This is a genomic window from Mycobacterium paraffinicum, assembly GCF_001907675.1.
Taxonomy (GTDB): Bacteria; Actinomycetota; Actinomycetes; order Mycobacteriales; family Mycobacteriaceae; genus Mycobacterium; species Mycobacterium paraffinicum_A.
The window spans coordinates 43,638-66,956 of record NZ_MPNT01000032.1 but is presented as its reverse complement, the minus strand read 5'-3'; the positions used below and the strand labels follow the sequence as shown (position 1 = coordinate 66,956).

Here is a 23,319-nt window from a genome sequence, read left to right as displayed (position 1 = left end):
GGTCGCGGCCCCACCGGCCCCCGCTCCGGCGCCGGACGCCGCACCGGCTCCCGCGCCAGCCGCCGCACCCGCGGCGGCTCCCGGGTTCGGCCCCGACGCCCCGCCCACGCAGGACTTCATGTACCCCTCGATCGGGACCAATTGCCTGGCGGACGGCACCAGCGCCATCGCCACGGCGCTGTCGGTGGCGGGTCCGGCGAAAATCCCGACGCCCGGCCCGGGCCCCGGGCAGACCGCCTACGTGTTCACCGCGGTCGGCACTCCCGGGCCCGCCGAGGTGCAGAAGCTGCCGTTGAACGTCACCTGGGTGAACCTGACCACGGGTAAGTCGGGGACGGTTGCGCTCAAGCCGCGCACCGACATCAACGCCGACGGGCCGACGACGCTGACCGCGATCGCCGACACGGGGTCCGGCAGCATCATGTCGACCATTTTCGGGCAGGTCACCACCAAGGAAAAGCAGTGCCAGTTCATGCCCACCATCGGCTCCACGGTGGTGCCGTAGGCCCGCACCGTCCCTCGCCACGGGCGCGCGTGTTCCCCACCGGGGGCACGCGCGCTCGCGTCTGCCGATCGGCTAGTACGCCATGAACAGGATGGCGTCGCGGTCGTACTCGAGACCCGGATGATCGCTAGCGAGATGAGCCTGGGTCAGCTCGACCAGCTCGTCCTCATCCTTGCCGACGATGGCTTCCCCGCACGGACACGTCAGGTGTGTCTTCACGTTGCCGCCCTTCCCTTCTGGTCACCAACTACTTCGCCGCCTTGGCAGCTGCCTTCATCTGCTTCTTGTAGGAACGGACCTTGCCCATCGACTGGGCATCGACGATGTCGGCGACGGAAATGTGGGTGCCGGCCTTGCCGAACTGCCCGGCCGCCTCGCGCCAGCCCTTCGGGGTGACGCCGTACTGCTTGCCCAGCAACGCCAAAAAGATCTGCGCCTTCACCTCGCCGAAACCGGGCAGTCCCTTGATCCGCCGCAGCAGCTCCTCGCCGTCGGGATCGCCGTCCTTCCACAGCCCGGCCGCGTCGCCGTCGTAACGGTCCACGATGATTTGGGCCAGGGTCTGGATGCGCTTGGCCATCGATCCCGGAAAGCGGTGTATCGCAGGCTTTTCCGAACACAGCGCGGCGAACTTGTCGGGGTCGTAGTCGGCGATCTCGGCGGCGCTGAAGCTGCCCATCCGGTCCGCGATCTTCTTCGGTCCCGCGAAGGCGGTCTCGAAGGGCACCTGCTGATCGAGAACCATGCCGATGAGCAGGGCCAACGGATCCTCGTCCAGCAGCGCGTCGGCCTCGGGGTCTTGAGCGAGCCAAAGTTTCACGTCGAAGACCAACCTTTCCGCTGACCACCCTAAGACCGATGGGCCGTTGTTGGCAGACTACTCACCCCACCACCGCGTTATCGTGGCGTGGTGGTGGATGAGGCCCGATTGGCGCTGATGCTGGCCCGCGACGAACTGCATGCCCTCGTCACCGCCTATTGCCGGGCCGTCGACCGCGCCGACTATGAAGCGCTGCGCAACCTCTACCACCCCGAGGCGACCGACTCGCACGGCGCGTTCTCGTCGGGCGGCGTCGAACAGTTCATCGCGCAGCTGCAGGCGGCCGAACCGTACGTGCGGGTGTCCCAACACAACGTCACCACAACGAACTTCGTGGTCGACGGCGACACCGCCCGAGGCGAGGTCTACTGCCTGGTGTTCCACACCTTCGCCGGCCCCGAACACGACATCGACGTCATCATCGGCGGCCGGTACCTGGACACCTACACCCGCCACGACGGGCGCTGGAAGTTCAGCCAACGCGCGATCGTGGCGGACTGGTCGTACCAGAACGATCCGTCCCGGGTGGACTTCTCCCACCCCAGCACGCGCGGCAGCCTGCGCGGCAAACCCGGCCGGGACGATCCCTCGATCGGCCTGCTCACGCCGCCCGGAAGCTGAACGGCCTTGGGCGGCAAGGGCCGACGGCCGATCCTCACCCGCTCTTGCGGCGGAACTCGCGGCGGCTCTCCACCGGTCCGTGCGCCCGCGACTGCCTGCCGCCGCTGTCCTTGTGGTCGGAGCCGCCCGACGACTTGGCCATCTTGCGGTCGAGGGCCTCGCGGAACTTGCGCTTGGTGTCGTCGTCCGATTCCGGCGCCTCGGAGGACTTCGATTCAGCCATACCGGCAGCCTAGCGCCGGATGACCGGAATCGGCGCCTACCGCACCCCGGGCGGCATGCCGTACACGTGCGAGATCGGCAGGGTCAGCAGCACCCGCCGATCGGTGACCATCGCCTGGCGGTACTCGTCCCAATCCGGGTGTTCCCCGGCGATGTTGCGGTACAAGGCAATCAGCGCCTCGACGGTGTCGTCGCCGGGGTCGGCCGCCGGCGGTGTCAGCGTGGCCGTGCCCTCGGCCACCGCATAGGACCACCCGTCGTCGGCGTCGACCAGGATCGACGCCCGCGGGTCGCGGCGCAGGTTGCGGGTCTTGGCCCGCGGCTCGGTGATCGACACCCGCACGGCCAAGTCACGCGGGTCGAAGTGGTAGCTGACGTTGGACAGCTGGGGTCGCCCGTCGCGTTTGATGGTCGCCAGCACCCCGAGGGAGTTTCCACTGATCACGGCCAGCAGCTTGTCGTCGAAGACTTGGCGTCCCATGTCAGCAGCCTACGTCGTGATGAAATCGGGGCATGACCAGATACGCGGCATTCCTGCGCGGAGTCAACGTGGGCGGCGTCAACCTCAAGATGGCCGAGGTCGCGGCCGCATTGACGGACGCCGGATTCGCCAATGTTCGCACCATCCTGGCCAGCGGCAACGTCCTGCTGGAGTCCTCCGCCCGAGGGCCCTCGGTGCGCAAGAAGGCCGAAGCCACGCTGCGCGACAGTTTCGGCTACGACGCGTGGGTGCTGGTCTATGACCTCGAAGCGGTGCGGGCCGTCGTCGACGCTTACCCGTTCGAGCCCGAGGTCGAGGGGTATCAGTCCTACGTGACCTTCGTCGCGGACCCCGCCGTGCTGGACGAGCTCGCGAGGCTGGGCGACAAAGCGGGCCCCGACGAGAAGATCGCCCGGGGCGACGGCGTGATCTATTGGCAGGTGCCCAAGGGCGCCACCCTGGACAGCACGATCGGCAAGACGATGGGCAAGCCCCGCTACAAGTCGTCGACGACGACGCGCAACCTGCGCACGCTGGCGAAGGTATTGCGTTAGGGCCCAAGCGGATCGGGCTCAGTCGTCCGGCACGTTGGTCAGGTAGCGCATCGCGTCGGACTTGGTCAGCCCCAGCGCCCGGGCCACCTCGACGTACTCCTTGGCGGCGGCCGCCATCGCCGCGTCGGTCGGGTCGAAGCGGGAGATGAATGTGCCGAAGCGGCCCCGCGTTTCGACGATCGCGGCCGACTCGAGTTCCCGGTAGGCGCGGGCCACGGTGTTCGCCGCCACCCCGAGCTGGCCGGCCAGATCGCGCACGGTCGGAAGCCGTGTGCCGGGCGGCAGCGCGCCGGCGCGGACGCCGTCGATGACTTGGGTCCTGAGCTGGTCGAACAGCGGCTTGCCCGCCTTGACGTCGACCTTCAGCAAATCCCGCAGCTCCACGTCCTCAGTATGTCCCACGCACGGCTATCTTTGTGGGATGCGAGTAACGGTGCTGAGCGGCGCGGGGATCTCCGCGGAGAGCGGGGTACCGACCTTCCGCGACGACAAGAACGGCCTGTGGGCGCGGTTCGACCCGTACGAGCTGTCCAGCACGCAAGGGTGGCGCGACAATCCCGAACGGGTCTGGGGCTGGTACCTGTGGCGTCACTATCTGGTCGCCGACGTCGCGCCCAACACCGGACACCGCGCCATCGCCGCCTGGCAGGACGGTGCCGAGGTCAGCGTGATCACCCAGAACGTCGACGACCTGCACGAGCGCGCCGGCAGCGCGCCGGTCCACCACCTGCACGGCAGCCTGTTCGAATTCCGTTGCGACCGTTGCGGTATGCCGTACACCGGCACGCTGCCCAAGATGGCCGAGCCGACGCTCGAGGTCGAGCCCCCGGTCTGTCATTGCGGCGGCCTGATCCGGCCCGACATCGTGTGGTTCGGTGAACCGTTGCCCGACGGGCCGTGGCAATCAGCCGTCGAGGCGACCGAGGCCGCCGATGTGATGGTGGTGGTCGGAACGTCGGCGATCGTCTACCCGGCCGCCGGGCTCGCCGAGCTGGCGCTGTCCCGCGGCACGGCCGTCATCGAGGTCAATCCCGAGGTCACCCCGCTGTCGCGGCACGCGACGATCAGCATCCGCGAGACGGCCAGCCAGGCCCTGCCCGGGTTGCTGCAGCGGCTGCCCGCCCTGCTGAAATAGCCCGCCCGCGATCACGGCCGGCGGGCGCGGCCCAGCAGGAGTTCCGACACCGGCATCGGCGCCCACGCCGGCAACGTGAACTCGCGCCGGGAGACGTCGACTTCGAATCCGGCGCCGATGATCTCGCGCTCGGTGTCGCGGTGGGTGTGGCAGTTGCCGAACAACCGGGGCCACAGCGTCGCGTCGGCGAACCGTTGCAGGCGGCCACGCGCGCCGGCGCTGGCCACGTGCTCGAGGTAGCGCAGCTCCCCGCCCGGGCGCAGCACCGAGTACAGCCGCCGCAGCACCCCGCCGGGGTCGCGCACCGAGCACAACACCAGCGAGCACACCACGGCGTCGAACGGCTCGCCGCCGGTGAAGTCCTCGGCCGTCTCGCCCATCACCACGACGCGGGCCGGCACCACCTCCGCCGCCGCGCGGGCCTGGGCCGCCAGCCGCGGCTCGGGCTCCACGGCAACCACCTCGTGGACCGACTCCGGGTAGTGCGGAAAGTTCGTCCCGATGCCGGCGCCGACCTCCAGCACCCGCCCCGACAACCCGGCCAGATTCTCCCGGCGAAGGGCGCGTATCGCCTCGGTCTCGTGGCTGGCGACGACGGGCCAGATGCGCGCGAAGAACGGGTTGTCCACCGCCGTTGTCATAGACGTCAACCTTCCGACTCTGTGCCAAAGAATAAGGTCTTGCCGACGGATGGGCCGGCGCCTCAACCGATATTCGGCACCGGCTCCCCCACCGGTTTATCGCCGACCGGGACGGGCTCGGCGTAGCCGGTCTCCACCACCCCGCCCTCGTTGATGCCGAACCGGTCGTGCAGCCACGCCAGGGGCTTGGGCGCCCACCAATTCCACCGGCCCATCACGTGCATGAAGGCCGGCACGACAACCATCCGCACCAGCGTGGCGTCGGCGAAGACGGCGAGTACCAGGCCTAGGCCGAACATCCGCATGAACGACACGTGGGCGGCGATCAGCGCGGCGAACGACATCGACATGACCAGCGCGGCCGCCGTGATCACCCGGCCGGTGCGGGCGACGCCGAGCGCGACGCTCTCGTCGTTGGCGGCGTGCGCCTCCTTCGCGGTCGGCCGCGCCGGTCGCGCCGCCCCGGACGCGAGCCAGTACTCGCGGATGCGTGAGAGCAGGAACACCTCGTAGTCCATCGACAGCCCGAAGGCGATGCAGAACAGCAGCACGGGCATGTTGGCCACCAGCGTCCCGCTGGGCGTCGTCCCGAGCGCGCCCAGGTGCCCGTCCTGGAAGATCCACACCAGCGCGCCGAACGCCGCGGTCAGTGACAGGAAGTTGCAGGCCAGCGCCTTGGCCGGCAACAGCACGCTGCCGGTGAGCAGGAACAGCAGCACGAAGGTGACCGCGGCCATCAGCCCGAGGACCAGTGGAAGCAGGTCCGTGACCGCGTCGACGCTGTCGCGGTTGACCTGGGCGACTCCGCCCATCGCGACGGACCGGCCCGCCGGCCACGGCACCTCGTGCAGCCGCTTCAGTTGAGTGTCGTTCGCCGGGGAGAACAGCGGCGCCGTGCTGCTGACGGTCAGGAAGGCGCTGCCGTCGGCCAGCCCGGTGGCCCCGGCCGGGGGCCCGGTCCGCTTGCCGCCGACGAACGTCCCGCCGGGGGCCGAGACCGCCGACACGTCGGGCACCCGCGACAGGTCGGCGGCGTAGCGGTCGAGGTCCGCGGGGTCCAGGCCGCGCGCGTCGGGGACGACGACGGGCACGGACGTCGCGGAGTCGTGCGCGAAGTCGTTGCGCAGTTGGTCGCCGACCTGATGCGACGACGCCGAACGCGGCAGCACCCGGTCGTCCGGGAAACCCCATTTCACGCCGATGAAGGGAGACCCGAGCAGGAGCAGCAGAGCGACGACGGTCAGACCGATCGGGGCCCAGCGGCGCATCACCAGCTTGGTCGAGCGGTACCAGAACAGCTGCTCGACGGGCTTGTGCACCGGTTCGGGCCGCCGGAAGATCCGGCGGATCAGCCGGCGCACGTCCAGCGCGTCCAGCCGCGGGCCCAGCAGCACGATGGCGGCCGGGGTGATGACGATCGAGGCGGTCGCGACGAAGGCCACGGTGGCTACGCCGGCGTAGGCGAACGACTTGAGGAAGTACATCGGGAACGCCACGGTCGCCGACATCGATAAGGCCACGGTGACGGCGGAGAACAACACCGTGCGCCCGGAGGTGGCCATGGTCCGGATCAGCGCCTGCTCCCTGTCGCTGCCCTCGGCCAACTCGTCGCGGTAGCGGCTGACGATCAGCAGGGTGTAGTCGATCGCCAGCGCCAGGCCCAACGCGGTGCTCAGGTTCAGCGCGAAGATCGACACCTGGGTACTGAAGGTGATCAGCCGCAACACCGTCATCGACCCGACGACGGCCAGCGCGCCCAACGCCATCGGCAACGCCGCGGCCAGCAACCCGCCGAACACCCAGATCAGGATCAGGAAGCTCAGCGGCAGCGCGATCATCTCCATCACCAGCAGGTCGGCCTGGTTCTGCGTGTTGATCTGGGCGTACTGCATCGCCGCGCCGCCGGCGCGGACGGTGACGCCGTCGCGGTCGTGGATGTATTGATCCGCGACGGTTTGGGCGTTGCTCTGCGCGTAGTTCTCGCCGCCCTTGAGGTTGACGACGAGCAGGCCGGTCTTGCCGTCGCGGCTGACCAGGTCGGCTGCCGCCTGCGTGGGGACGGTCCACGGTGATGACACGTTGTAGACGAGCGGGGACTTCTGCAGCTGGTTGACGAGGTCGGTGCCCACGCTGCGGGCCTGTTCGCTGTTGGTGCCCCCGGGCGCGGTCACCAGGATCAGCATCTGCTGACCGCTCTGCCCGAATTTGTCGGTCAGCACCTGAATCGCGTGGGCGGACTCCGAGTCCGGATCCTGAAACCCGCCGGGCGACAGGCTCTTGGCGACGGGGATACCGAAGACCGCGGCGGCGATGAAGACCAGGACACCGATTGCGATGATGCGGCGCGGCGCCGCGATGGCCATCCGGGCGATCCCCTGCAGCATTTCGAGCCCTTCCGCCGCCCGTGCTGATCGCGCCGGCCGCTGGCGTTCCCGCGTCAACGTAACAAACACTAGTGTTCACGCGTCAAACAGTTTCGTTCTTAAGCACGGGCGGCACCGGGAAGGCGTTCAACGCGGCGCTTTAAACCCGGGCGACGCTAAGAGTCCGGCCAGAAAATTGGGTGGCGCTTAAGCAGGTCACGGGCCTGAATGCCGCGCTGGACCTCCTACAACCTACTGACCGGTAAATTGCCACCATTTTCCGAATCGTGACTCAAAGATTCCTTAATGGTGGCCCATACGCTCAGTGTCATGTGGATCGACGACACAAGTGCCGACGTCATCAAGGTTGACTTCGAAGCCCTCTACCACGGCGACGTGCTGGTGGAAGGCGAAACCTCGGAGCAGTTCGACGAACTGCAAGCGGCGAGCTGAGCAGCGCCATGAGCATGCTCGCACGGCTGTTGATGGCCGAACCCGCTGTCAGTCGATGGTTCCGTCGATAAGTTCTTTCTCCTACGAAAGCCCCCCGCTCGTCGCGGGGGGCTTTCGTGTTCAGGGTCTCAGCGAGGCGCCATGCGGATGGCGCCGTCCAGGCGGATGACCTCGCCGTTGAGCATCGGGTTCTCGATGATGTGCACCGCGAGCGCTCCGTACTCGTCGGGGTCACCCAGCCGGGCCGGGTGCGGAACCTGCTTGCCGAGCGAGGCCTGCGCCTCCTCGGGCAGCGAGCCCAGCAACGGGGTCTTGAACAACCCCGGCGCGATGGTCACGACGCGGATCAGCTCGCGCGACAGGTCGCGGGCGATCGGCAGCGTCATGCCGACCACGCCGCCCTTGGACGCCGAGTAGGCGGCCTGGCCGATCTGGCCCTCGAACGCCGCCACCGAGGCGGTGTTGATGATGACGCCCCGCTCCTCACCGAGCGGCTCCGTCTTGGCGATGCGCTCGGCGGCCAGCCGCAGCACGTTGAACGTGCCGATCAGGTTGACCCCGACCACCTTCTTGAAGGCGTCCAGCGGGAACGGGCCGTCCTTGGACAGCGTTTTGATGGCGTTGCCGATGCCCGCGCAGTTGACGTTGATGCGCAGCGGACCCATCGACTCGGCGGTGTCCAGCGCCTTGCCGACGGCGGCCTCGTCGGTGACGTCGGCCTGCACGAAACGGGCGCGTTCGCCGAGCTCCTGGACCGCCTCTTCGCCGCGTAGGTCGATCACCACCACCAGCGCGCCGGCGTCCAGCAGCCGCTTGGTGGTGGCCAGGCCCAGGCCCGAGGCGCCCCCGGTGACGACGGCGACGGCGTCTTTGATCTTCATGCGAGTCCCTTCCTTCACGAATCCAGCCAACCGGTTGGTTGGCGACTATACCCAGTCGGCGAGCACCGCTTGAACGTCGGGCAGCGGCGCGGCCGGCGGGCGGGGCACATCCGGAGTGGTCCGCGAGAACCGCGGTGCGGGCAACGGCTCCAGGCCGCCGTCCACCTCGTAGAACGTGTTCCGCTCGGTGATGTGCGGCTCGGTGTGCACCTCGCCGAACGCCAGGATCGGGGTCACGCAGGCGTCGGAATCGGCGAACACCTTGGCCCAGTGGTCGCGGTCGTGACCGGCGAACGCCGCCGTCAGCGCCGCGCGCAGCTCCGGCCAGCGGCTGACGTCGTTCTGCGCCGGCAGGTTCGCCGCGTCCAGGCCGAGCCCCGCCAGCATGGCCGCGTAGAACTGCGGCTCGATGGCGCCGACGGCGACGTAGCGTCCGTCGGCGCACTCGTAGGTGTCGTAGTAGGGCGCGCCGCCGTCGAGCATGTTGGTGCCGCGCACGTCCGACCACATGCCCAACCCCCGCATGGCCCACATCATCTGGATCAGCACGCTGGACCCGTCGACCATGGCGGCGTCGATCACCTGACCCTTGCCGGAGTTCTGCCGCTCCCACAGCGCGGACAGGATCCCGACCAACAGGAACATCGAGCCGCCGCCGAAGTCGCCGACCAGGTTCAGCGGTGGCACCGGGCGCTCGTCGGCCCGGCCGATGGCGTGCAGGATTCCGTTGAGCGAGATGTAGTTGATGTCGTGGCCCGCCTGCTGGCTGCGGGGGCCGGATTGTCCCCAGCCGGTCATCCGGGCGTAGATCAGCCGCTCGTTGACTTCGGCGCACTGCTCGGGGCCGAGCCCGAGCCGCTCGGTGACCCCGGGCCGGAAGCCCTCGATCAACACGTCGGCCTTGGCGACGAGCTGGAGCACGACGGCGCGTCCCTCGTCGGACTTGAGGTCGACGGTCACCACCCGCCGGTTGCGCAGCATGGCGTCCTTGGCAACACCGCCGGGACCAGTCGACGGCCGATCGATGCGCACCACGTCGGCGCCCAGATCCCCCAGGATCATCGCCGCATGCGGGCCCGGCCCGATCCCGGCCAACTCGACGACCCGAAGCCCCTTCAGCGGTCCAGCCACGATGCACCGACCTTTCGTCTGCTCTGACGCCCGTTGTAGTTGGCATCTTCGCAGCCGCGTTCGACCGGCGCGCAGCCCGGTCACTTAGGGTGAGCCCATGCCGCAATCCGCGATCGACACCCTGGCGCCCGTCGCAGGGCTTTCCGTCACGCTGTCCGACGGCGTGCTGTCGGTGACCATCGACCGGCCGGACAGCCTCAATTCCCTGACCGTGCCGGTGATTACCGGCATCGCCGACGCGATGGAGCGCGCGGCCACCGACCCGCAGGTGCGGGTCGTGCGCCTCGGCGGTGCGGGCCGCGGGTTCTGCTCCGGGGCCGGCATCAGCGCCGACGACGTGTCCGACAGCGCGGTCCCGCCGGACGAGATCGTCCTGGAGATCAACCGGCTGATCCGGGCGATCGCGGCCGTGCCGCACCCCGTCGTGGCCGCGGTTCAGGGACCGGCGGCGGGCGTCGGCGTTTCCCTGGCGCTCGCCTGCGACGTCGTATTGGCCTCGGAGAGCGCGTTTTTCATGCTCGCCTTCACCAAGATCGGCCTGATGCCGGACGGCGGGGCGTCGGCGCTGATCGCCGCCGCCGTCGGCCGCATCCGGGCGATGCAGATGGCGTTGCTGCCCGAACGCCTGCCGGCCACCGAGGCGCTGTCCTGGGGGCTGGTCAGCGCGGTCTACCCGGCCGACGAGTTCGAAGTCGAGGTGGACAAGGTGATCGCACGGTTGTTGGCGGGCCCCGCGGTGGCGTTCGGCAAGACGAAGCTCGCCATCAACGCGGCCACGCTCCCCCAGCTGGATCCGGCGCTGCAGCGCGAATACGACGGGCAGACCGTGCTGCTGCGCTCACACGACTTCGTTGAGGGCGCAACCGCTTTCCAGCAGCGCCGCACGCCGGACTTCACCGATCGCTGACCCCGTGGCGCTTACGGCTGGCCCAAGCCGGTAATCCTCCCCCGCGTCGGGTCCGAATAGTTGGCAGACGACGAACGGAGATGCCATGGCTGGACGGCTGCGCTGTCTCGTGACCGGGGCGACCGGCTACATCGGCGCCCGGCTGGCGCCCCGACTCCTGGACGAGGGTCATCAGGTGCGCGCGTTGGCTCGCGACCCGGCCAAGTTGGAAGCCGTGCCCTGGCGGCAACAGGCCGAGGTCGCGTGCGGCGATCTGGGTGACGTCGATTCCCTGGTCGCGGCGTTCGACGGAATCGACGTCGTCTACTACCTGGTCCACTCGATGGGTTCGTCGAAGGATTTCGCCGACGAGGAAGCCCGCGCGGTCGGCAACGTGGTGACGGCGGCGCGGCGCACCGGGGTGCGGCGCATCGTGTACCTGAGCGGGTTGCATCCCGAGGGCGGCAAGCTCTCGCCGCACCTCGAGTCGCGGGCGGCGGTCGGCGACGCGCTGATCGCCTCCGGCATCGAAACCGTCGTGCTGCAGGCCGGCGTCGTGGTCGGGTCGGGATCGGCGTCGTTCGAGATGATTCGGCACCTGACCGACCGGTTGCCGGTGATGACCACCCCGAAGTGGGTGCACAACAAGATTCAGCCGATCGCGGTGCGCGACGTGCTCTATTACCTGGTCGCCGCGGCGACGGCGCCGGTGCCGTCGTCGCGCACCTGGGACATCGGCGGACCCGACGTGCTCGAGTACGGCGACATGATGCGCGTCTACGCCGACGTGGCGGGCCTGGGGAAGCGCTATCTGATCGTGCTGCCGTTCCTGACGCCGACGATCGCCAGCCTGTGGGTGGGGACCGTGACACCGATCCCGCCGGGGCTGGCGCGGCCACTGATCGAATCGCTGGAGTGCGACGCGGTGATGCGCAACCATGACGTCGACGGCATCATCGAGCCGCCGCCCGACGGGCTGACCGGCTATCGCCGGTCCGTCGAACTGGCGCTCGAGCGGGCCGCGCGGGGCGTCCCGGAACCCTCGTGGTCGTCGTTGCGGTCCGAACCCGCCGAGCCGCTCCCCTGCGATCCCGACTGGGCGGGCGAGATCGTCTACACCGATGCGCGCACCGCCGAAACCGCTACCGAACCCGCCGACGTCTGGCGGGCGGCGGAGAACGCCGTGAATGCCCGGGCGGGCTGTTGGCGGGTCGAGGAGCGCGCGGCGGGCAAGCTGTTGCGGCTGCGCTCGACCAAGCGGGCGCCGGGACGGGAATGGCTCGAGATCGCGGTCACCGGCCACGACGGCCGCGGCAGCCGCTATACCCAACGGTCCATCTTTTTGCCGCGGGGCATCCCGGGGCGGATGTATTGGTTCTTCGCGCGGCCCGCGCACAACGCCGCGATGCGCAGGCTGGCCCGCGAGGTCGTCGGTTCGGCCGGGTAGCCGCCGTCAGACGCCGAACATCGGGGGCAGCGCGAGAACCATGATCAGCCCCCACACCAAGTGGGTGAGCACCGGCGCCAGTACGCCGCCGGTCGCCCGGCGCTCGTAGGCGCACACCGTCCCCAGGATGACGGCGGCGAACCCGAGCATCGGATTGCCGCTGGCCAGCGTCGCGATCGTGTAAAGGATCGTCGAAATCAAGACCGGGTGATACCGGCCGAGGGCCGTGTAGAGCGCGCCGCGAAAGAAGACTTCCTCGGCGACGCCGTTGACGAGCGTGATCGCCACGATCACCGGATACCAGCCGTGGTGGGCGTATTCCAGCACCCGGGTGATCAGCTCGGCCACGGGTGTGATCTCCCGGGCGATCAGCCCCCCGACCACGAACACCCCGCCCAGCAGCAGGCCGATGGCCGTCCCGGTGATGACCGGGCGCTGATTGCGGCCGCGCCAGCAGATGCCACCCAGATGCAGCGGGCCGGAGGCGAACCCGCCGGCGACCCACACCCCCGCCAGCGCCAACGTCAGCCAGTAGAAGCTGGAATCACCCGGATGGCGTCGCAACGAAAACCCGAGCACCACGGCACCGAGCACCACGGTGATGGCCACGATGACCCGCCGACGGCGCACGACGACGGGCGACTCATGATGCGGCACAGCGACTTTGCTGAGCGCCCGGCGGAGCTCGGTCAGCGTGCCGGTGGCGGACGGGGCGGTTGACTGGCTCATGCGGGACGCACCTTCGGGGTCAGGGCGATCAGGAGGTCAAGGCCGGTTCGAAGCGCTCCGGCCAGCGGTCCCGGGACCATGTTGACCAGCCGCAGAGCCGGCCGCACGACCGGCGGGGTGAGCCGCCGCGCAACATGGCGGATGCGCCGCGCGTCACCGCCGGCCCACACGGGGTCGGTGTTGGCCAGGTGATGAGGGTCGGCCAGGGCGTTGACCGGGGACGGGCGATGTGGCTGATCGGCCAAGGCTAGGGCAATCGCGTCCTCCACGCCGAGCAACCCACCGGGCGGGTCGGGCACCCGATCCCGAAGGTCGCTCTCGGACGCCACCATCGGATGGTCGAGCGACTCGACCAGATCGCCGGCCAGCCCCGGCGGCACCGGCAGCGCGACCCCGGTGACCAGCGACGCCAACCCGGTGTCGACCCTGCCGACCGGCAACCCGGCGTGCCACCGCCCGGAGATCCGCGCATACGTCTTGAGCAGTTCGCGGTAGGACGTGGTGTCCGGCCCGGCGATGTCGTACGCCCCCGGGACCAACAGGTCGGGATCGGCCGCGGCGACCAGGTAGTGCAGCACGTCGCGGATGGAGATCGGGTCTATCGGGTTGTCCATCCAGCGCGGGATGGGCAGGAGCGGGAATCGGTCGCCGACGTAGCGCATCATCTCGAACGAGGTGGAGCCGGCACCGATGATCATCGCGGCGCCCAGCCAGACCAGCTCCGGGCCGTCCGGGACCGTCAGGGCCTCGGCCACCTCGGCCCGGCTGGTCAGGTGCTCGGACAGCACCTCGTCGGCGGGCACGAATCCGCCCAGGTAGACGATGCGTCGCACCCCGGCGTCGCTGGCCGCGGCGGCCAGGTTGGCGGCCGCGGCCTGGTCGGCATCGCGGAAGCCGGGCTGCCCGATCGCGTGCACCAGGTAATACACCACGTCAACGGGACCCGCATCGGCGAAGGCCGCTCGGGTCGACTCGGGATCGGCGGCGTCGAGGGCCACCGGCGCGACGTCATCGAACCATCCGAACCGCCTGAGGCGCTCGGGGTTTCGGGTGGCGGCCACGACGTGATGCCGATCCGCCAGCAGCGCCGTGACCAGCCGCGATCCGACATAGCCGGTGGCACCGGTGACGAGGATCCGCATACCCTTCAACCTAGCCCGGCGACGATCAACGCAAACCTGGCGGGCACGGCCGCTCGCGAACGTAAGGCCACGGCGCTTTTCGGGCCGGATTTTCGCCACGCCGTTACGCTCGCGGATGTTGAACCCCCGCGGCGGCGGCACCGTAACCGGTATGAGACATCGCAAAAAGATAGTGGAGACATGTATTACCTGCTGATCCTGGTTGTCGGCGTCGAACGCATAGTCGAGCTGGTGGTTTCCCAGCGCAACGCGCGGTGGTCTTTTGCCCAGGGCGCCAAGGAGTTTGGGCAGGAACACTATCCGGTGATGGTGGTGCTGCATACGGCACTGCTGGTCGGCTGCGTCCTCGAGCCGTGGGCGCTGCACCGGCCGTTCATCGGGTGGCTGGGCTGGCCGATGCTGGCGGTGGTGGCACTCAGCCAGGGGTTGCGCTGGTGGTGCATCGCCACGCTGGGCCCGCGGTGGAACACCCGGGTCATCGTGCTGCCGCAGGCCCCGTTGGTGCGCGAGGGTCCCTATCGCTGGCTGCACCACCCGAACTATGTTGCAGTGGTGGCCGAGGGGTTGGCGCTGCCGTTGGTGCACACGGCGTGGCTGACCGCGGCCATTTTCACCCTCGCCAACGCCGCGTTGCTCAAGGTGCGACTGCAGGTCGAGAACTCCGCTCTGGGCTACACGTGAGCGACTTCGACACCGACCTGTTGATCGTCGGCGGCGGGCCGGGCGGCCTGGCCACGGCGTTACACGCTCGGCGCCACGGACTTTCGGTGATCGTCGCCGACCCGCGTGAGGGCCCGATCGACAAGGCGTGCGGTGAAGGCCTGATGCCCGGCGGGCTGGCCGAGCTGACGTCGCTGGGCGTCGACCCGGCCGGCATGCCCTTTCACGGAATCGCCTACGTCAGCGAACACCGCCGCGCCGAGGCGCGGTTTCGCGGCGGCCCGGGCCGGGGCGTGCGACGCACCACGCTGCACGCGGCGCTGGCCGCGCGCGCCAAAGAGCAAGACACCGAATGGCTTCGGGCGCGGGTGACCACCGTGCAACAGGACGCCCACGGGGTGACGGCCGCCGGCGTGCGCGCGAGATGGTTGGTGGCGGCCGACGGACTGCACTCACAGGTCAGGCGATCCGTGGGGATCACGGCGGCGGCCGGAACGCCGCGGCGCTACGGGGTGCGCTGGCACTTCCGGGTGCCGGCCTGGTCGGAGTTCGTCGAGGTTCATTGGTCGCGGTTGGGCGAGGCGTACGTGACGCCGGTGGAGCCCGATCTGGTGGGCGTGGCGATCCTGTCGCGCGGCCGGCCCGACCTCGACTGGTTCCCCGGCCTGGCCCGCCAGCTGGGCGGCGCCGCCCGCGGCGCCGCGCGCGGCTGCGGCCCGTTGCGGCAGGTGGTTTCCCGCCGGGTCGCGGGGCGCGTGCTGTTGGTGGGCGACGCGGCGGGCTACGAGGACGCGCTGACCGGTGAGGGCATCAGCCTGGCGGTCAAGCAAGCGGCCGCGGCCGTCGCCGCCATCGTCGACGAGACACCGTCGTCGTATGAGCTTGCGTGGCAACGGATTACCCGCAACTACCGTCTGCTCACCCGCGCACTGGTGCTGGCCAGCGCCCCGCCGATCACGCGCCGCGCGATCGTGCCGGCGTGCACGCTGTTGCCCGCGGCCTTCCAGCGCGGGGTGAACGTCCTGGCGACGTAGGCCTATGCCCTAGCGCGCCTTCCAGACCGGCTCACGCTTCTCTGCGAACGCCAGCGGGCCCTCCTTGGCGTCCTCCGACCTGATCAGGCTGCGCATCTCCTCCATGGTCCGCGCCCAGCCCGCCTCTTCGTCGGTGATGACACCGTCGTCGACCCCGTAGGCGATGCGCTTGCTGGCCTGCACCGACAGCGGCGCGTTCACCGTCACCCGCGCGGCCAGCGCCAGCGCGGCTTCCAGCACCGTGCCCTCCTTGACCACCTGGTTGATCAGGCCCCATTCGAGGGCGTCGGCGGCGGTGATCGGTTCGCCGGTCAACAGCAGCTCCATCGCCACCTTGCGCGGGAGCTGCTGCACGATCCGGAAGACGCCGCCGGCGGCGGCGATGAGTCCCCGCTTGACCTCCGGAAGCCCGAACCGGGCCCGCTCGTCGGCCACCACCAGGTCGCTGGCCAGCGCCAGCTCGGTGCCGCCGCCCAGTGCGGTTCCGTTGACCGCCGCGATCGTGGGTTTGTCGATGAAGTGGTGCACGTAGCCGGCAAAGCCCCACTCGGGATGGTCGGGGTGGTACAGGTTCTCCCGGCGGGAGATCGCCTTGAGGTCGGCCCCGGCGCAGAACGACTTGTCGCCCGCGCCGGTGATCACCACCGCCCGAACCTCGCGATCCCGTTGGGCTTCTTCCAGCGCGTCGCCGACGCCGATGCTGACGGCACCGTTGACCGCGTTGCGGGCTTCCGGCCGGTTGATGGTGATCACCATGACGTTGCCGCGGCGCTCGGTCAGCGCGCCGCGCGCCGCGGTGTCGACGTCCGTCACAACAATTCCACGATGGTGGCGTTGGCCTGGCCGCCACCCTCGCACATGGTCTGCAGGCCGTAACGAATTCCCTTGTCCCGCATGTGGTACAGCAGCGTCGTCATGATCCGGGCGCCCGAGCCGCCGAGCGGGTGCCCCAGCGCGATGGCGCCGCCGTTGGGGTTGAGCTTCTTCTCGTCGGCGCCGATGTCCTTCAGCCACGCCAGCGGCACCGGCGCGAACGCCTCGTTGACCTCGTAGGCGCCGATGTCGTCGATGGACAGGCCGGAGCGCTTGAGCACCTTCTGGGTGGCGGGGATCGGCGCGGTCAGCATGATGACCGGGTCGGCCCCGGCCAGCGTCGCGGTGTGCACCTTCGCGATCGGCTTCAGGCCAAGCTCCTTGGCCTTCTCGGCCGACATGAACAGGATCGCGGCCGAGCCATCGGAGATCTGCGAGGAGTTGCCGGCGTGGATCACGCCGTCTTCCTTGAACGCCGGCTTCAGCGACGCCATCTTCTCCATCGGGGTGCCGCGACGGATACCCTCGTCCTTGAGCACCACGTTGCCGTCCTGATCCTTGATGCCGACGATCTGGTCGTCAAACGCACCGGAATCCTGTGCGGCAGCCGCCTTTTCGTGTGAGCCCAGGGAGAACTCGTCCAGCGCGGTGCGGTCGAATCCCCACCGCTCGGCGATCATCTCGGCGCCGATGCCCTGGTTGGGGATCTGGCCCTCGTAGCGGTCCAGGAAGGTCTTGGGGTAGGGGCGCCCGCCGTTGGCCAGCGACGACCCCATCGGGGTGCGCGACATCGACTCCACCCCACCGGCGACGACGACGTCGTAGTGCCCGGCCACCACGCCGGCGGCCGCGAAGTGGATCGACTGCTGGCTCGAGCCGCACTGGCGGTCGACGGTCACACCGGGAACGGATTCCGGCCAGCCGGCGGCCAGCAGGGCGGTGCGGCCGATGTCGAGGGCCTGCTCGCCGGCCTGCATCACGCAGCCCCAGATCACGTCGTCGACAAGGCCGGGGTCGACGCCGGCCTTGTCGACGAGGCCGTTGAGCACCTGCGCGGACAAGTCGGCCGGGTGGACGCCGGACAACCCGCCGTTGCGCTTCCCGATCGGTGATCGCACTGCCTCGACGATGACGGCTTCAGCCATGGTGGTGTCTCCTTTGACGGGTCGAGCCTCATAAAGCTTTGCGTCGATTGTCAACCAAGGGGTTGGGAGGTCAGCGGCCGGGGTTGCTCTGGGGCGAACAGGCGGCGCGGGTCTGGGTTCGCGCACCGGTTCGGCCCTTCGCCGCCCGTCCGTCCGGCGCCGCGCCGAGCCGGAAATTTGCCCCACGGTGCAGCTGTTGGCCATAAAGCTGTTGTCGAATCGGACCGATCGCTAGTGGCTTTCGGGACTTGGGTCGCCCAGCCGACTTCGAATGACCGCCCACGGATCGGCGTACGTTCCCGGCCGGCCGTGGTATGCCGACCGCCGGGTCAGGATGGCGCGCACTATCGGTACGAATGGCCGCAACAGCTGGCGCTTCCAGCCTAGTTGTGCACGGATTTCAGCCAGGATGGCGGGCCACGAATAGTGTTGGAACGCAAGATATTCTTGGGCGGGGCCGGCGTCCATCCAGTCGGTGGCGAACCAGTTCAGGTCATTGTTGGGGTCGCCGGGTCGGCCGGGTGGCAGCGCGCCGCCCAATCCGACCGCCTCCGTCATGTCGTGACCGGCGTCGGAGTACCGCAGCAGATGTGAATCGTCGCCACCGATGAGCAAGATCTGGCCGGCGACGTCGGCCGTGGTCGCCGTGGCGAATGCTTTGGCCGCGTCACGCACGTCGACGGTATGGATACGGCCGTCCGCCGGTAACGCGCTTTCGAAGAAGACGACGTCCCAACTGCTCAGCATCGAGGTCAAACGAGTGCTGATCACCCCACCCAGGCGCAGGATCACCCACTCCAGGGAACACGAACGAACCAGTTCTTCGGCCTCCAATTTCGTTGCCCCGTAGATGTCGTTGGGGCATGTCGGTGAGTCCGCTCGCGCCCGGTCGGAATAACGATGCGGGTTTCGCGGGCCGAACACCGCGACGCTGGACGCGTGAACGAACCTTGGCGGTGTGGCCTGGGCCTGTGCGGCCGCCAGCAGCGAGCGGGTGATACCGACGTTGACCGCTCGGCCGAGCTGGGGATTCTTATAGATGGCGGGCGCGATCATGCCTACCAGATGGATGATCGCCGTCGGTGCTACGCTGCCGAGCAGCTCGTCAACCTGGGCCCGGTCGGTCAGGTCGGCCCAGCGAACTTCAACGCCGGCCGGTAGCTTCTTGGCCGCCTTGACATACGCGGGCGTCTCGAGATCGGTCGCGACGACCCGACGACCGTCTTCGGCCAACCGCCTGATCGTCGCGGTACCGACCAGGCCGAAGGCGCCAGTGACCAGCACAGTCTCCGAGGCGGTCGGCGAAGATTCCCTTTCGCCATCTCCGGGGGCCGCGGAACCAAATTCAGCCATGCAACGAATACGTTTTTGTCACAACGGATCCCGTTGTCGCCGCCGCCAGTTCGTCAGCGCAGATCGACGGTGCCCGAGTCCGGATATTCGCCACGGAATCGCCCAGCGATGTCCAAAGCGCTACCGGTGCGTCGTCGCACCGCTCGACGAACGGGTACTTGTAATCGGCCATCGCTTTCCTTTACGCATTACGTCCACTCGCCCCCGCGTCGTCTGGCCCCCGTGAGCGAGGCGGTACTGTCCGAACATTATCTATGCCACATAAATTTTAACTTGTCGACCAGATGAAGCAAGCCACCCCCCGTCGCTCTGCCCGACTGGGTGACGCCGCCGCGCGGCACGCGACGAACGATCGAAGAGCTCGCCGATCCAAGGCTGGCGGACACGTGCCCCGAGTCCTGTCTCCTCACCATCGACCGCGGACGGGCGTGCGGTTGACGCGCTTATCGTGCAACCAGCGCGAGGATAATTTCTTCTTGGGCCAACCCGACCAGGAATCCCAGCGCCGCGCCGACGACGATGATGATCCACTCGTCGTCCTTGAATATGGGGCGTAGGAGATTCTCGAACTGCTGCGCATCCATCTGGCTCATCTTCTCGACCATGATTTCTTCCAGATTGATCCGCTCGGCAAAGTATTTCTCGGCATAGCCTATGTTTTCCGGCAGTTTCTTGATGACGATGTCGGCGATCTGCTGCTTCATCTCCCGATATTTGCGGCCGCCGACAGCACTGATGATGCGGGCCGCGAAACCCATTTGCTTGTCAATGGTTTGGTGGATTTCGGTTTGGATCGCGTCGAAAAACCTGTCCGACATCGGACCGGTCAGCAGGCTTTCCAGGATGGCCTGTGCGGTGAAGATTTCCCGGGCCATCAACTCCGAGTAGTTGCGAATGACCTCGTCGCGGCTGGCCTGGAATACGCCCTGCCACTTGAAACCGGGAAACACTGTCCGCCGTTCGATCGGCCGGAAGATCATCTGTAGGGCTAAGTAGTCGGTAAGGCCGCCGGTGAGCAGACCGAACGCGGGCAACGTCCACGACCATCCGGTCAAGCCGAAAGAGATCGCCTGGATCAGGCCGATGATGAATCCGAATATGAGTCCGGCTTTGACGAAGAACTTGAACGCCGTTCCGCCCATGTCCTCGAATACCTTAACGAGCCTTGCCTTATCGGTGACCATCTTGGTGACGACCATGTGCTTGACGTCGAAAAACTGATCGAGTTGATCCTTGAACTGATCAAACATTTCGCGCGAGGCCGCCGGCATGCGTGCTTCCACACCGATGACGATCAAATCCTTGACCTGGTCGGGAGTCGCCCGCCACAGCTGAGGTTGGAAAGACATCATTATCGCGTCGACAATCTCGGTTGTGGCGGCCCGCAGCGGTTCTCCGAGTTCTTTGACGAGCTCGTCGGGATCCAACTGGTCAAAGAGCTCCTGGGGTTCGATGATGTCGGACATCATCGTATCGACCATTGTGGCGGCCACCTTGGGCGCCATTCGTGGAATCTGTCCCTGCCAGCCGAGAAACGGCCTTATGCCCTTGAACTCCAACGGATAGAACATCATTTTGAGGGCGAGGATCTTCGTCGCCCAACCGATCAATGCCGCGCCGAGCGGTATTGAAATGTAAACCCATGCGGGGTGAACGAAGATGTTGCCCAGGTCGACGTCGATGTCGATTTTCACTTCGCCGCTTCCCATACTTCCCGGCCCAGTGCGGTGATGCTCACTGTGCGCCTCGTTACCTTTGCGCCGCGCATACCGCGGCGCGCTTTGACTTGAGCCAGGTTCACCGCGTCATCGGCAAGCAGCACCTCGTAGTCGTTCGCCATGGTGCTGGGCCCTTCCGGTCCGATCGCGACCAAGCCCGCCTGCAACATCCGGGTCAGGTAGAGCGGCGTATAGGAGGGCAGCGATACACCCGCAACGCGACCGACAGACGATGCGTTGGCCAATACCGTGACGTTGCTCCCGGTAGTAGTTGGTTCGGCCACGTGGACCACCGGGTAGGCGGAACCATCCGAAACCGCAGCCAGAATGCGCGCCTCATCGGGAACGAGTGCCTGAAGCAACGCGCTGTAGAGCTCATTTCGGTTGTCATCGGCCGAGTAGAACAGCGCTCGTTCGAGCAACGATCCAAGGACCGTCGCCGGTAGCGGCGGTGCGTGCTTTTCGCCCTCTGAGTGCCGGGAGCCCGACGAGTCAGGCGCGTCGAGCTGCTCGAGGTGTTGCCGGATCGCTTTGACCACATGGCGTTCGATCTCGAACAGTGCCGGCACCACACCGCCGACCACGACTGCTTCGGCCATCTTGAAGCTCCCGCGCATCAAGTTTGCCAGGTAGTTCGTGGTCATCGTTCACCATCGGATCGTGCTCGGGCCACCATGACGTTGGCGATCGCGCGGCTCGATGAAGGACGTTTTCCTTCCAAGTTCTTGGGGCCGAAATGGGCCGTTCTGCCGTCGCGAGGGGCGGGTGAAGCCGGCATCGCCGCAACTGTCTCGAATCCGGCCCGGCCACCCGAAGGAGCAAGTCGCATCGTGGCGACTCCCAGCCGAGCAACAATTCTCTTCACACATTAGACAATAGGCTCGCCGCCCTGCATCGCGCAGGCAATAGGCGGGCCTCCTCCAGGCCATCGCCTCTTTTCTGGGAGTCAAGGACCAGCGTCGAGCCGGGGGCGCCCATCGATCAAGTTCAGCGGCCAGACGCGTTTCGCGTCGAGATTGCCGCCACGGTCGCGGTTGAGCCCAAACCCGCAGCCGTGACGGCAATCTCGACGAGCCGGCCCCTTACACCGCGGGGTAGGCCACCGATTTGATCTCGGTGTACTGGTCGAACCCGGCGACACCATTTTGGCGGCCCACCCCGCTGTACTTGTAGCCGCCGAAGGGGGTGTCGGCGCCGTACGGCGCGCCGCCGTTGACGCCCATGAAGCCGGCCCGGATTCGGCGCGCCACCGCTAGCGAACGCTCCAGCGAGCTAGACATCACGTTGCCCGCCAGGCCGTACTTGCTCTCGTTGGCGATCCGGATCGCGTCCTCCTCGTCGTCGAACGGGATGACGGCCAGCACCGGCCCGAAGATCTCCTCCTGGGCGATCGTCATGGAGTTGTTGACGTCGGTGAAAAGCGTTGGCCTGACATAGAATCCCTTGTCGAAGCCGGTGGGCGCGTCGGGCCCGCCGACCAGCGCCGTGGCGCCCTCCTCGACACCCTTGCGGATGTAGCCCATCACGCGTTTCCGCTGCACCTCCGAAATCACCGGCCCGCACAGGGTTCCCGGGTCCTGCGGGTCGCCGCACGTCACGTTCTCGTAGATGTTCTTGAGGATCTCCACGCCCTCGTCGTAGCGGGACCGCGGCAACAGCAGCCGGGTGGGGTTGGCGCAACCCTGGCCCGCGTGCATGCACGGCGCGATGCCGACCATGCAAGCCGTCGCGAAGTCGGCGTCCTCCAGCACGATGGTGGCCGACTTGCCGCCCAGTTCCAGGAACAGCCGCTTCATGGTGGCGGCGCCCTTTTCCATGATCCGCTGCCCGACCACCGTCGACCCGGTGAACGAGATCAGGTCGACCTTGGGTGAGAGCGTAAGTTCCTCGCCCACAAAGTGATCCGACGCGGTCACCACGTTCACCACACCGGCGGGGATGTCGGTCTTCTCGGCGATCAGCCGGCCCAGCCGGGTCGCGTTGAACGGGGTGTTGGGTGCCGGCTTGAGCACCACGGTGTTGCCGGTGCCCAGCGCCTGGCCGAGCTTGTTGAGGGTGACCTCGAACGGGAAGTTCCACGGCACGATCGCCCCGACGACGCCCACCGGCTCGCGCCACACCTTGCGGGTGGTCAGCGTGCCGGTCAGGCTGATCACCTTGTCACCCAGGTCGGTCTCCCAGGCGTACTCGTCGATCAGCCGGGCGGGATACTTCAGCCCGTCCTCCAGCGGGGCGTCCAGCTGGGGCCCGAAGGTGATGGCCCGGGGCGAGCCCACCTCGAGGATCAGCTCCTCGCGCAGCTCGTCCTTCTCCGACTCGATCGCCTCGTGCAGCTGCAACAGGCAGCGCTTGCGCAGTTCGCGGTTGGTCGACCAGTCGCTCTCGTCGAAGGCGCGCCGGGCGGCGTCGATCGCCCGGTGCATGTCCTCCTTGGACGCGTCGGCGACCTCCCCGAGCGGCTCCTCGGTCGCCGGGTTGATGTTGGTGAAGGTGCCGGCTTGCCCATCGACGAGCTGGCCGTCGATCATCATCTTCGGCTCGAACCGCACCTTTACAGCCTCGGTCATGTTTGTCACTCTCTTCTG

At 67.9% G+C, this 23,319-nt stretch carries 26 protein-coding genes; 9 read left to right on the top strand and 17 right to left on the bottom strand.

The features are described from left to right. Window positions 1–505, top strand: a 505-nt coding sequence (locus BRW65_RS25120) for an Rv1157c family protein (protein ID WP_432206453.1), incomplete at its 5' end; no start/stop codon positions are given. Between the two features lie 72 nt (window positions 506–577). Here the strand turns inward: BRW65_RS25120 and BRW65_RS25115 are convergent. Next, entirely contained in the window at window positions 578–724 is a 147-nt protein-coding gene (locus BRW65_RS25115; protein ID WP_067277197.1) for a DUF1059 domain-containing protein, read from the bottom strand. Between the two features lie 28 nt (window positions 725–752). After that, a complete protein-coding gene (locus BRW65_RS25110) occupies window positions 753–1,325 on the bottom strand; it encodes an HhH-GPD-type base excision DNA repair protein (RefSeq protein ID WP_073879276.1) in 573 nt (190 codons plus the stop codon). An 87-nt stretch (window positions 1,326–1,412) separates the two neighbouring features. Between BRW65_RS25110 and BRW65_RS25105 the strand changes: the two genes are divergently transcribed. Then, on the top strand, window positions 1,413–1,946 hold the full coding sequence (locus BRW65_RS25105) for a nuclear transport factor 2 family protein (protein ID WP_073879260.1): 534 nt from the start codon (window positions 1,413–1,415) through the stop codon (window positions 1,944–1,946). 34 nt (window positions 1,947–1,980) lie between these two features. On the opposite strand, the gene BRW65_RS25100 is transcribed toward BRW65_RS25105, so the two are convergent. Both BRW65_RS25100 and BRW65_RS25095 read right to left on the bottom strand, forming a co-directional pair. Then, on the bottom strand, window positions 1,981–2,169 hold the full coding sequence (locus BRW65_RS25100) for a DUF5302 domain-containing protein (protein WP_073879258.1): 189 nt from the start codon (window positions 2,167–2,169) through the stop codon (window positions 1,981–1,983). 36 nt (window positions 2,170–2,205) lie between these two features. Next, window positions 2,206–2,649: a PPOX class F420-dependent oxidoreductase gene (locus BRW65_RS25095; protein ID WP_068087886.1), complete on the bottom strand. Its 444-nt coding sequence runs from the start codon at window positions 2,647–2,649 to the stop codon at window positions 2,206–2,208. Window positions 2,650–2,681: 32 nt separating this feature from the next. Between BRW65_RS25095 and BRW65_RS25090 the strand changes: the two genes are divergently transcribed. Then, window positions 2,682–3,203, top strand: coding sequence for a DUF1697 domain-containing protein (locus tag BRW65_RS25090; RefSeq protein WP_073879256.1), 522 nt, complete (start codon window positions 2,682–2,684; stop codon window positions 3,201–3,203). An 18-nt stretch (window positions 3,204–3,221) separates the two neighbouring features. On the opposite strand, the gene BRW65_RS25085 is transcribed toward BRW65_RS25090, so the two are convergent. Then, window positions 3,222–3,587 (bottom strand): GntR family transcriptional regulator, encoded by a 366-nt coding sequence (locus BRW65_RS25085; protein ID WP_067277218.1) that lies wholly within the window; start codon window positions 3,585–3,587, stop codon window positions 3,222–3,224. 37 nt (window positions 3,588–3,624) lie between these two features. Here BRW65_RS25085 and BRW65_RS25080 point away from each other — a divergent pair, with 37 nt between their 5' ends. Then, the gene (locus BRW65_RS25080; RefSeq protein ID WP_073879254.1) at window positions 3,625–4,338 is read left to right on the top strand and encodes an NAD-dependent deacylase; all 714 of its coding nucleotides are present in this window, start codon (window positions 3,625–3,627) and stop codon (window positions 4,336–4,338) included. Window positions 4,339–4,349: 11 nt separating this feature from the next. On the opposite strand, the gene BRW65_RS25075 is transcribed toward BRW65_RS25080, so the two are convergent. Next, window positions 4,350–4,979, bottom strand: coding sequence for a class I SAM-dependent methyltransferase (locus BRW65_RS25075; RefSeq protein ID WP_073879252.1), 630 nt, complete (start codon window positions 4,977–4,979; stop codon window positions 4,350–4,352). Window positions 4,980–5,041: 62 nt separating this feature from the next. After that, entirely contained in the window at window positions 5,042–7,363 is a 2,322-nt protein-coding gene (locus BRW65_RS25070) for an MMPL family transporter (protein WP_073879250.1), read from the bottom strand. A 309-nt stretch (window positions 7,364–7,672) separates the two neighbouring features. Here BRW65_RS25070 and BRW65_RS32715 point away from each other — a divergent pair, with 309 nt between their 5' ends. Then, a complete protein-coding gene (locus BRW65_RS32715) occupies window positions 7,673–7,795 on the top strand; it encodes a hypothetical protein (RefSeq protein ID WP_003878506.1) in 123 nt (40 codons plus the stop codon). Window positions 7,796–7,923: 128 nt separating this feature from the next. On the opposite strand, the gene BRW65_RS25065 is transcribed toward BRW65_RS32715, so the two are convergent. Then, window positions 7,924–8,676 (bottom strand): 3-hydroxyacyl-CoA dehydrogenase, encoded by a 753-nt coding sequence (locus BRW65_RS25065; RefSeq protein ID WP_073879248.1) that lies wholly within the window; start codon window positions 8,674–8,676, stop codon window positions 7,924–7,926. A gap of 45 nt (window positions 8,677–8,721) precedes the next feature. Continuing rightward, the gene (locus tag BRW65_RS25060) at window positions 8,722–9,807 is read right to left on the bottom strand and encodes a CaiB/BaiF CoA transferase family protein (protein WP_073879246.1); all 1,086 of its coding nucleotides are present in this window, start codon (window positions 9,805–9,807) and stop codon (window positions 8,722–8,724) included. Window positions 9,808–9,904: 97 nt separating this feature from the next. Here BRW65_RS25060 and BRW65_RS25055 point away from each other — a divergent pair, with 97 nt between their 5' ends. Together BRW65_RS25055 and BRW65_RS25050 are read left to right on the top strand one after the other, a co-directional pair. Next, window positions 9,905–10,714 (top strand): enoyl-CoA hydratase, encoded by an 810-nt coding sequence (locus BRW65_RS25055; RefSeq protein WP_073879244.1) that lies wholly within the window; start codon window positions 9,905–9,907, stop codon window positions 10,712–10,714. Window positions 10,715–10,799: 85 nt separating this feature from the next. Then, window positions 10,800–12,140, top strand: coding sequence for a DUF2867 domain-containing protein (locus BRW65_RS25050; RefSeq protein ID WP_073879242.1), 1,341 nt, complete (start codon window positions 10,800–10,802; stop codon window positions 12,138–12,140). Window positions 12,141–12,146: 6 nt separating this feature from the next. On the opposite strand, the gene BRW65_RS25045 is transcribed toward BRW65_RS25050, so the two are convergent. Continuing rightward, on the bottom strand, window positions 12,147–12,869 hold the full coding sequence (locus tag BRW65_RS25045; RefSeq protein ID WP_073879240.1) for a CPBP family intramembrane glutamic endopeptidase: 723 nt from the start codon (window positions 12,867–12,869) through the stop codon (window positions 12,147–12,149). After that, window positions 12,866–14,011: an NAD(P)H-binding protein gene (locus BRW65_RS25040; protein ID WP_073879239.1), complete on the bottom strand. Its 1,146-nt coding sequence runs from the start codon at window positions 14,009–14,011 to the stop codon at window positions 12,866–12,868. Before BRW65_RS25040 ends, BRW65_RS25045 begins: the two co-directional genes overlap by 4 nt. A 180-nt stretch (window positions 14,012–14,191) precedes the next feature. On the opposite strand from BRW65_RS25040, the gene BRW65_RS25035 reads away from it, so the two are divergent. Together BRW65_RS25035 and BRW65_RS25030 are read left to right on the top strand one after the other, a co-directional pair. Beyond that, a complete protein-coding gene (locus tag BRW65_RS25035) occupies window positions 14,192–14,692 on the top strand; it encodes an isoprenylcysteine carboxyl methyltransferase family protein (RefSeq protein WP_073879238.1) in 501 nt (166 codons plus the stop codon). Beyond that, window positions 14,689–15,705, top strand: coding sequence for an NAD(P)/FAD-dependent oxidoreductase (locus tag BRW65_RS25030; protein ID WP_073879237.1), 1,017 nt, complete (start codon window positions 14,689–14,691; stop codon window positions 15,703–15,705). Before BRW65_RS25035 ends, BRW65_RS25030 begins: the two co-directional genes overlap by 4 nt. 9 nt (window positions 15,706–15,714) lie before the next feature. Here BRW65_RS25030 and BRW65_RS25025 read toward each other — a convergent pair whose 3' ends face one another. The 6 genes from BRW65_RS25025 to BRW65_RS25000 form a co-directional block, all read right to left on the bottom strand. Continuing rightward, the gene (locus tag BRW65_RS25025; RefSeq protein WP_073879236.1) at window positions 15,715–16,518 is read right to left on the bottom strand and encodes a crotonase/enoyl-CoA hydratase family protein; all 804 of its coding nucleotides are present in this window, start codon (window positions 16,516–16,518) and stop codon (window positions 15,715–15,717) included. Beyond that, window positions 16,515–17,663, bottom strand: a complete 1,149-nt coding sequence (locus tag BRW65_RS25020) for a thiolase family protein (RefSeq protein WP_073879235.1) — start codon at window positions 17,661–17,663, stop codon at window positions 16,515–16,517. The genes BRW65_RS25025 and BRW65_RS25020 overlap by 4 nt, the downstream gene beginning before the upstream one ends. A 231-nt stretch (window positions 17,664–17,894) precedes the next feature. Then, window positions 17,895–19,016: an NAD-dependent epimerase/dehydratase family protein gene (locus BRW65_RS25015; protein WP_073879234.1), complete on the bottom strand. Its 1,122-nt coding sequence runs from the start codon at window positions 19,014–19,016 to the stop codon at window positions 17,895–17,897. A gap of 443 nt (window positions 19,017–19,459) precedes the next feature. Continuing rightward, window positions 19,460–20,710, bottom strand: a complete 1,251-nt coding sequence (locus BRW65_RS25010; protein WP_139273233.1) for a DUF445 domain-containing protein — start codon at window positions 20,708–20,710, stop codon at window positions 19,460–19,462. Further along, window positions 20,707–21,378 carry a hypothetical protein gene (locus tag BRW65_RS25005; RefSeq protein WP_073879230.1) on the bottom strand — a complete coding sequence of 224 codons (672 nt, stop codon included), beginning with the start codon at window positions 21,376–21,378 and terminating at the stop codon, window positions 20,707–20,709. The genes BRW65_RS25010 and BRW65_RS25005 overlap by 4 nt, the downstream gene beginning before the upstream one ends. A gap of 438 nt (window positions 21,379–21,816) precedes the next feature. Next, entirely contained in the window at window positions 21,817–23,301 is a 1,485-nt protein-coding gene (locus tag BRW65_RS25000) for an aldehyde dehydrogenase family protein (protein ID WP_073879229.1), read from the bottom strand. Window positions 23,302–23,319: the final 18 nt, after the last annotated feature.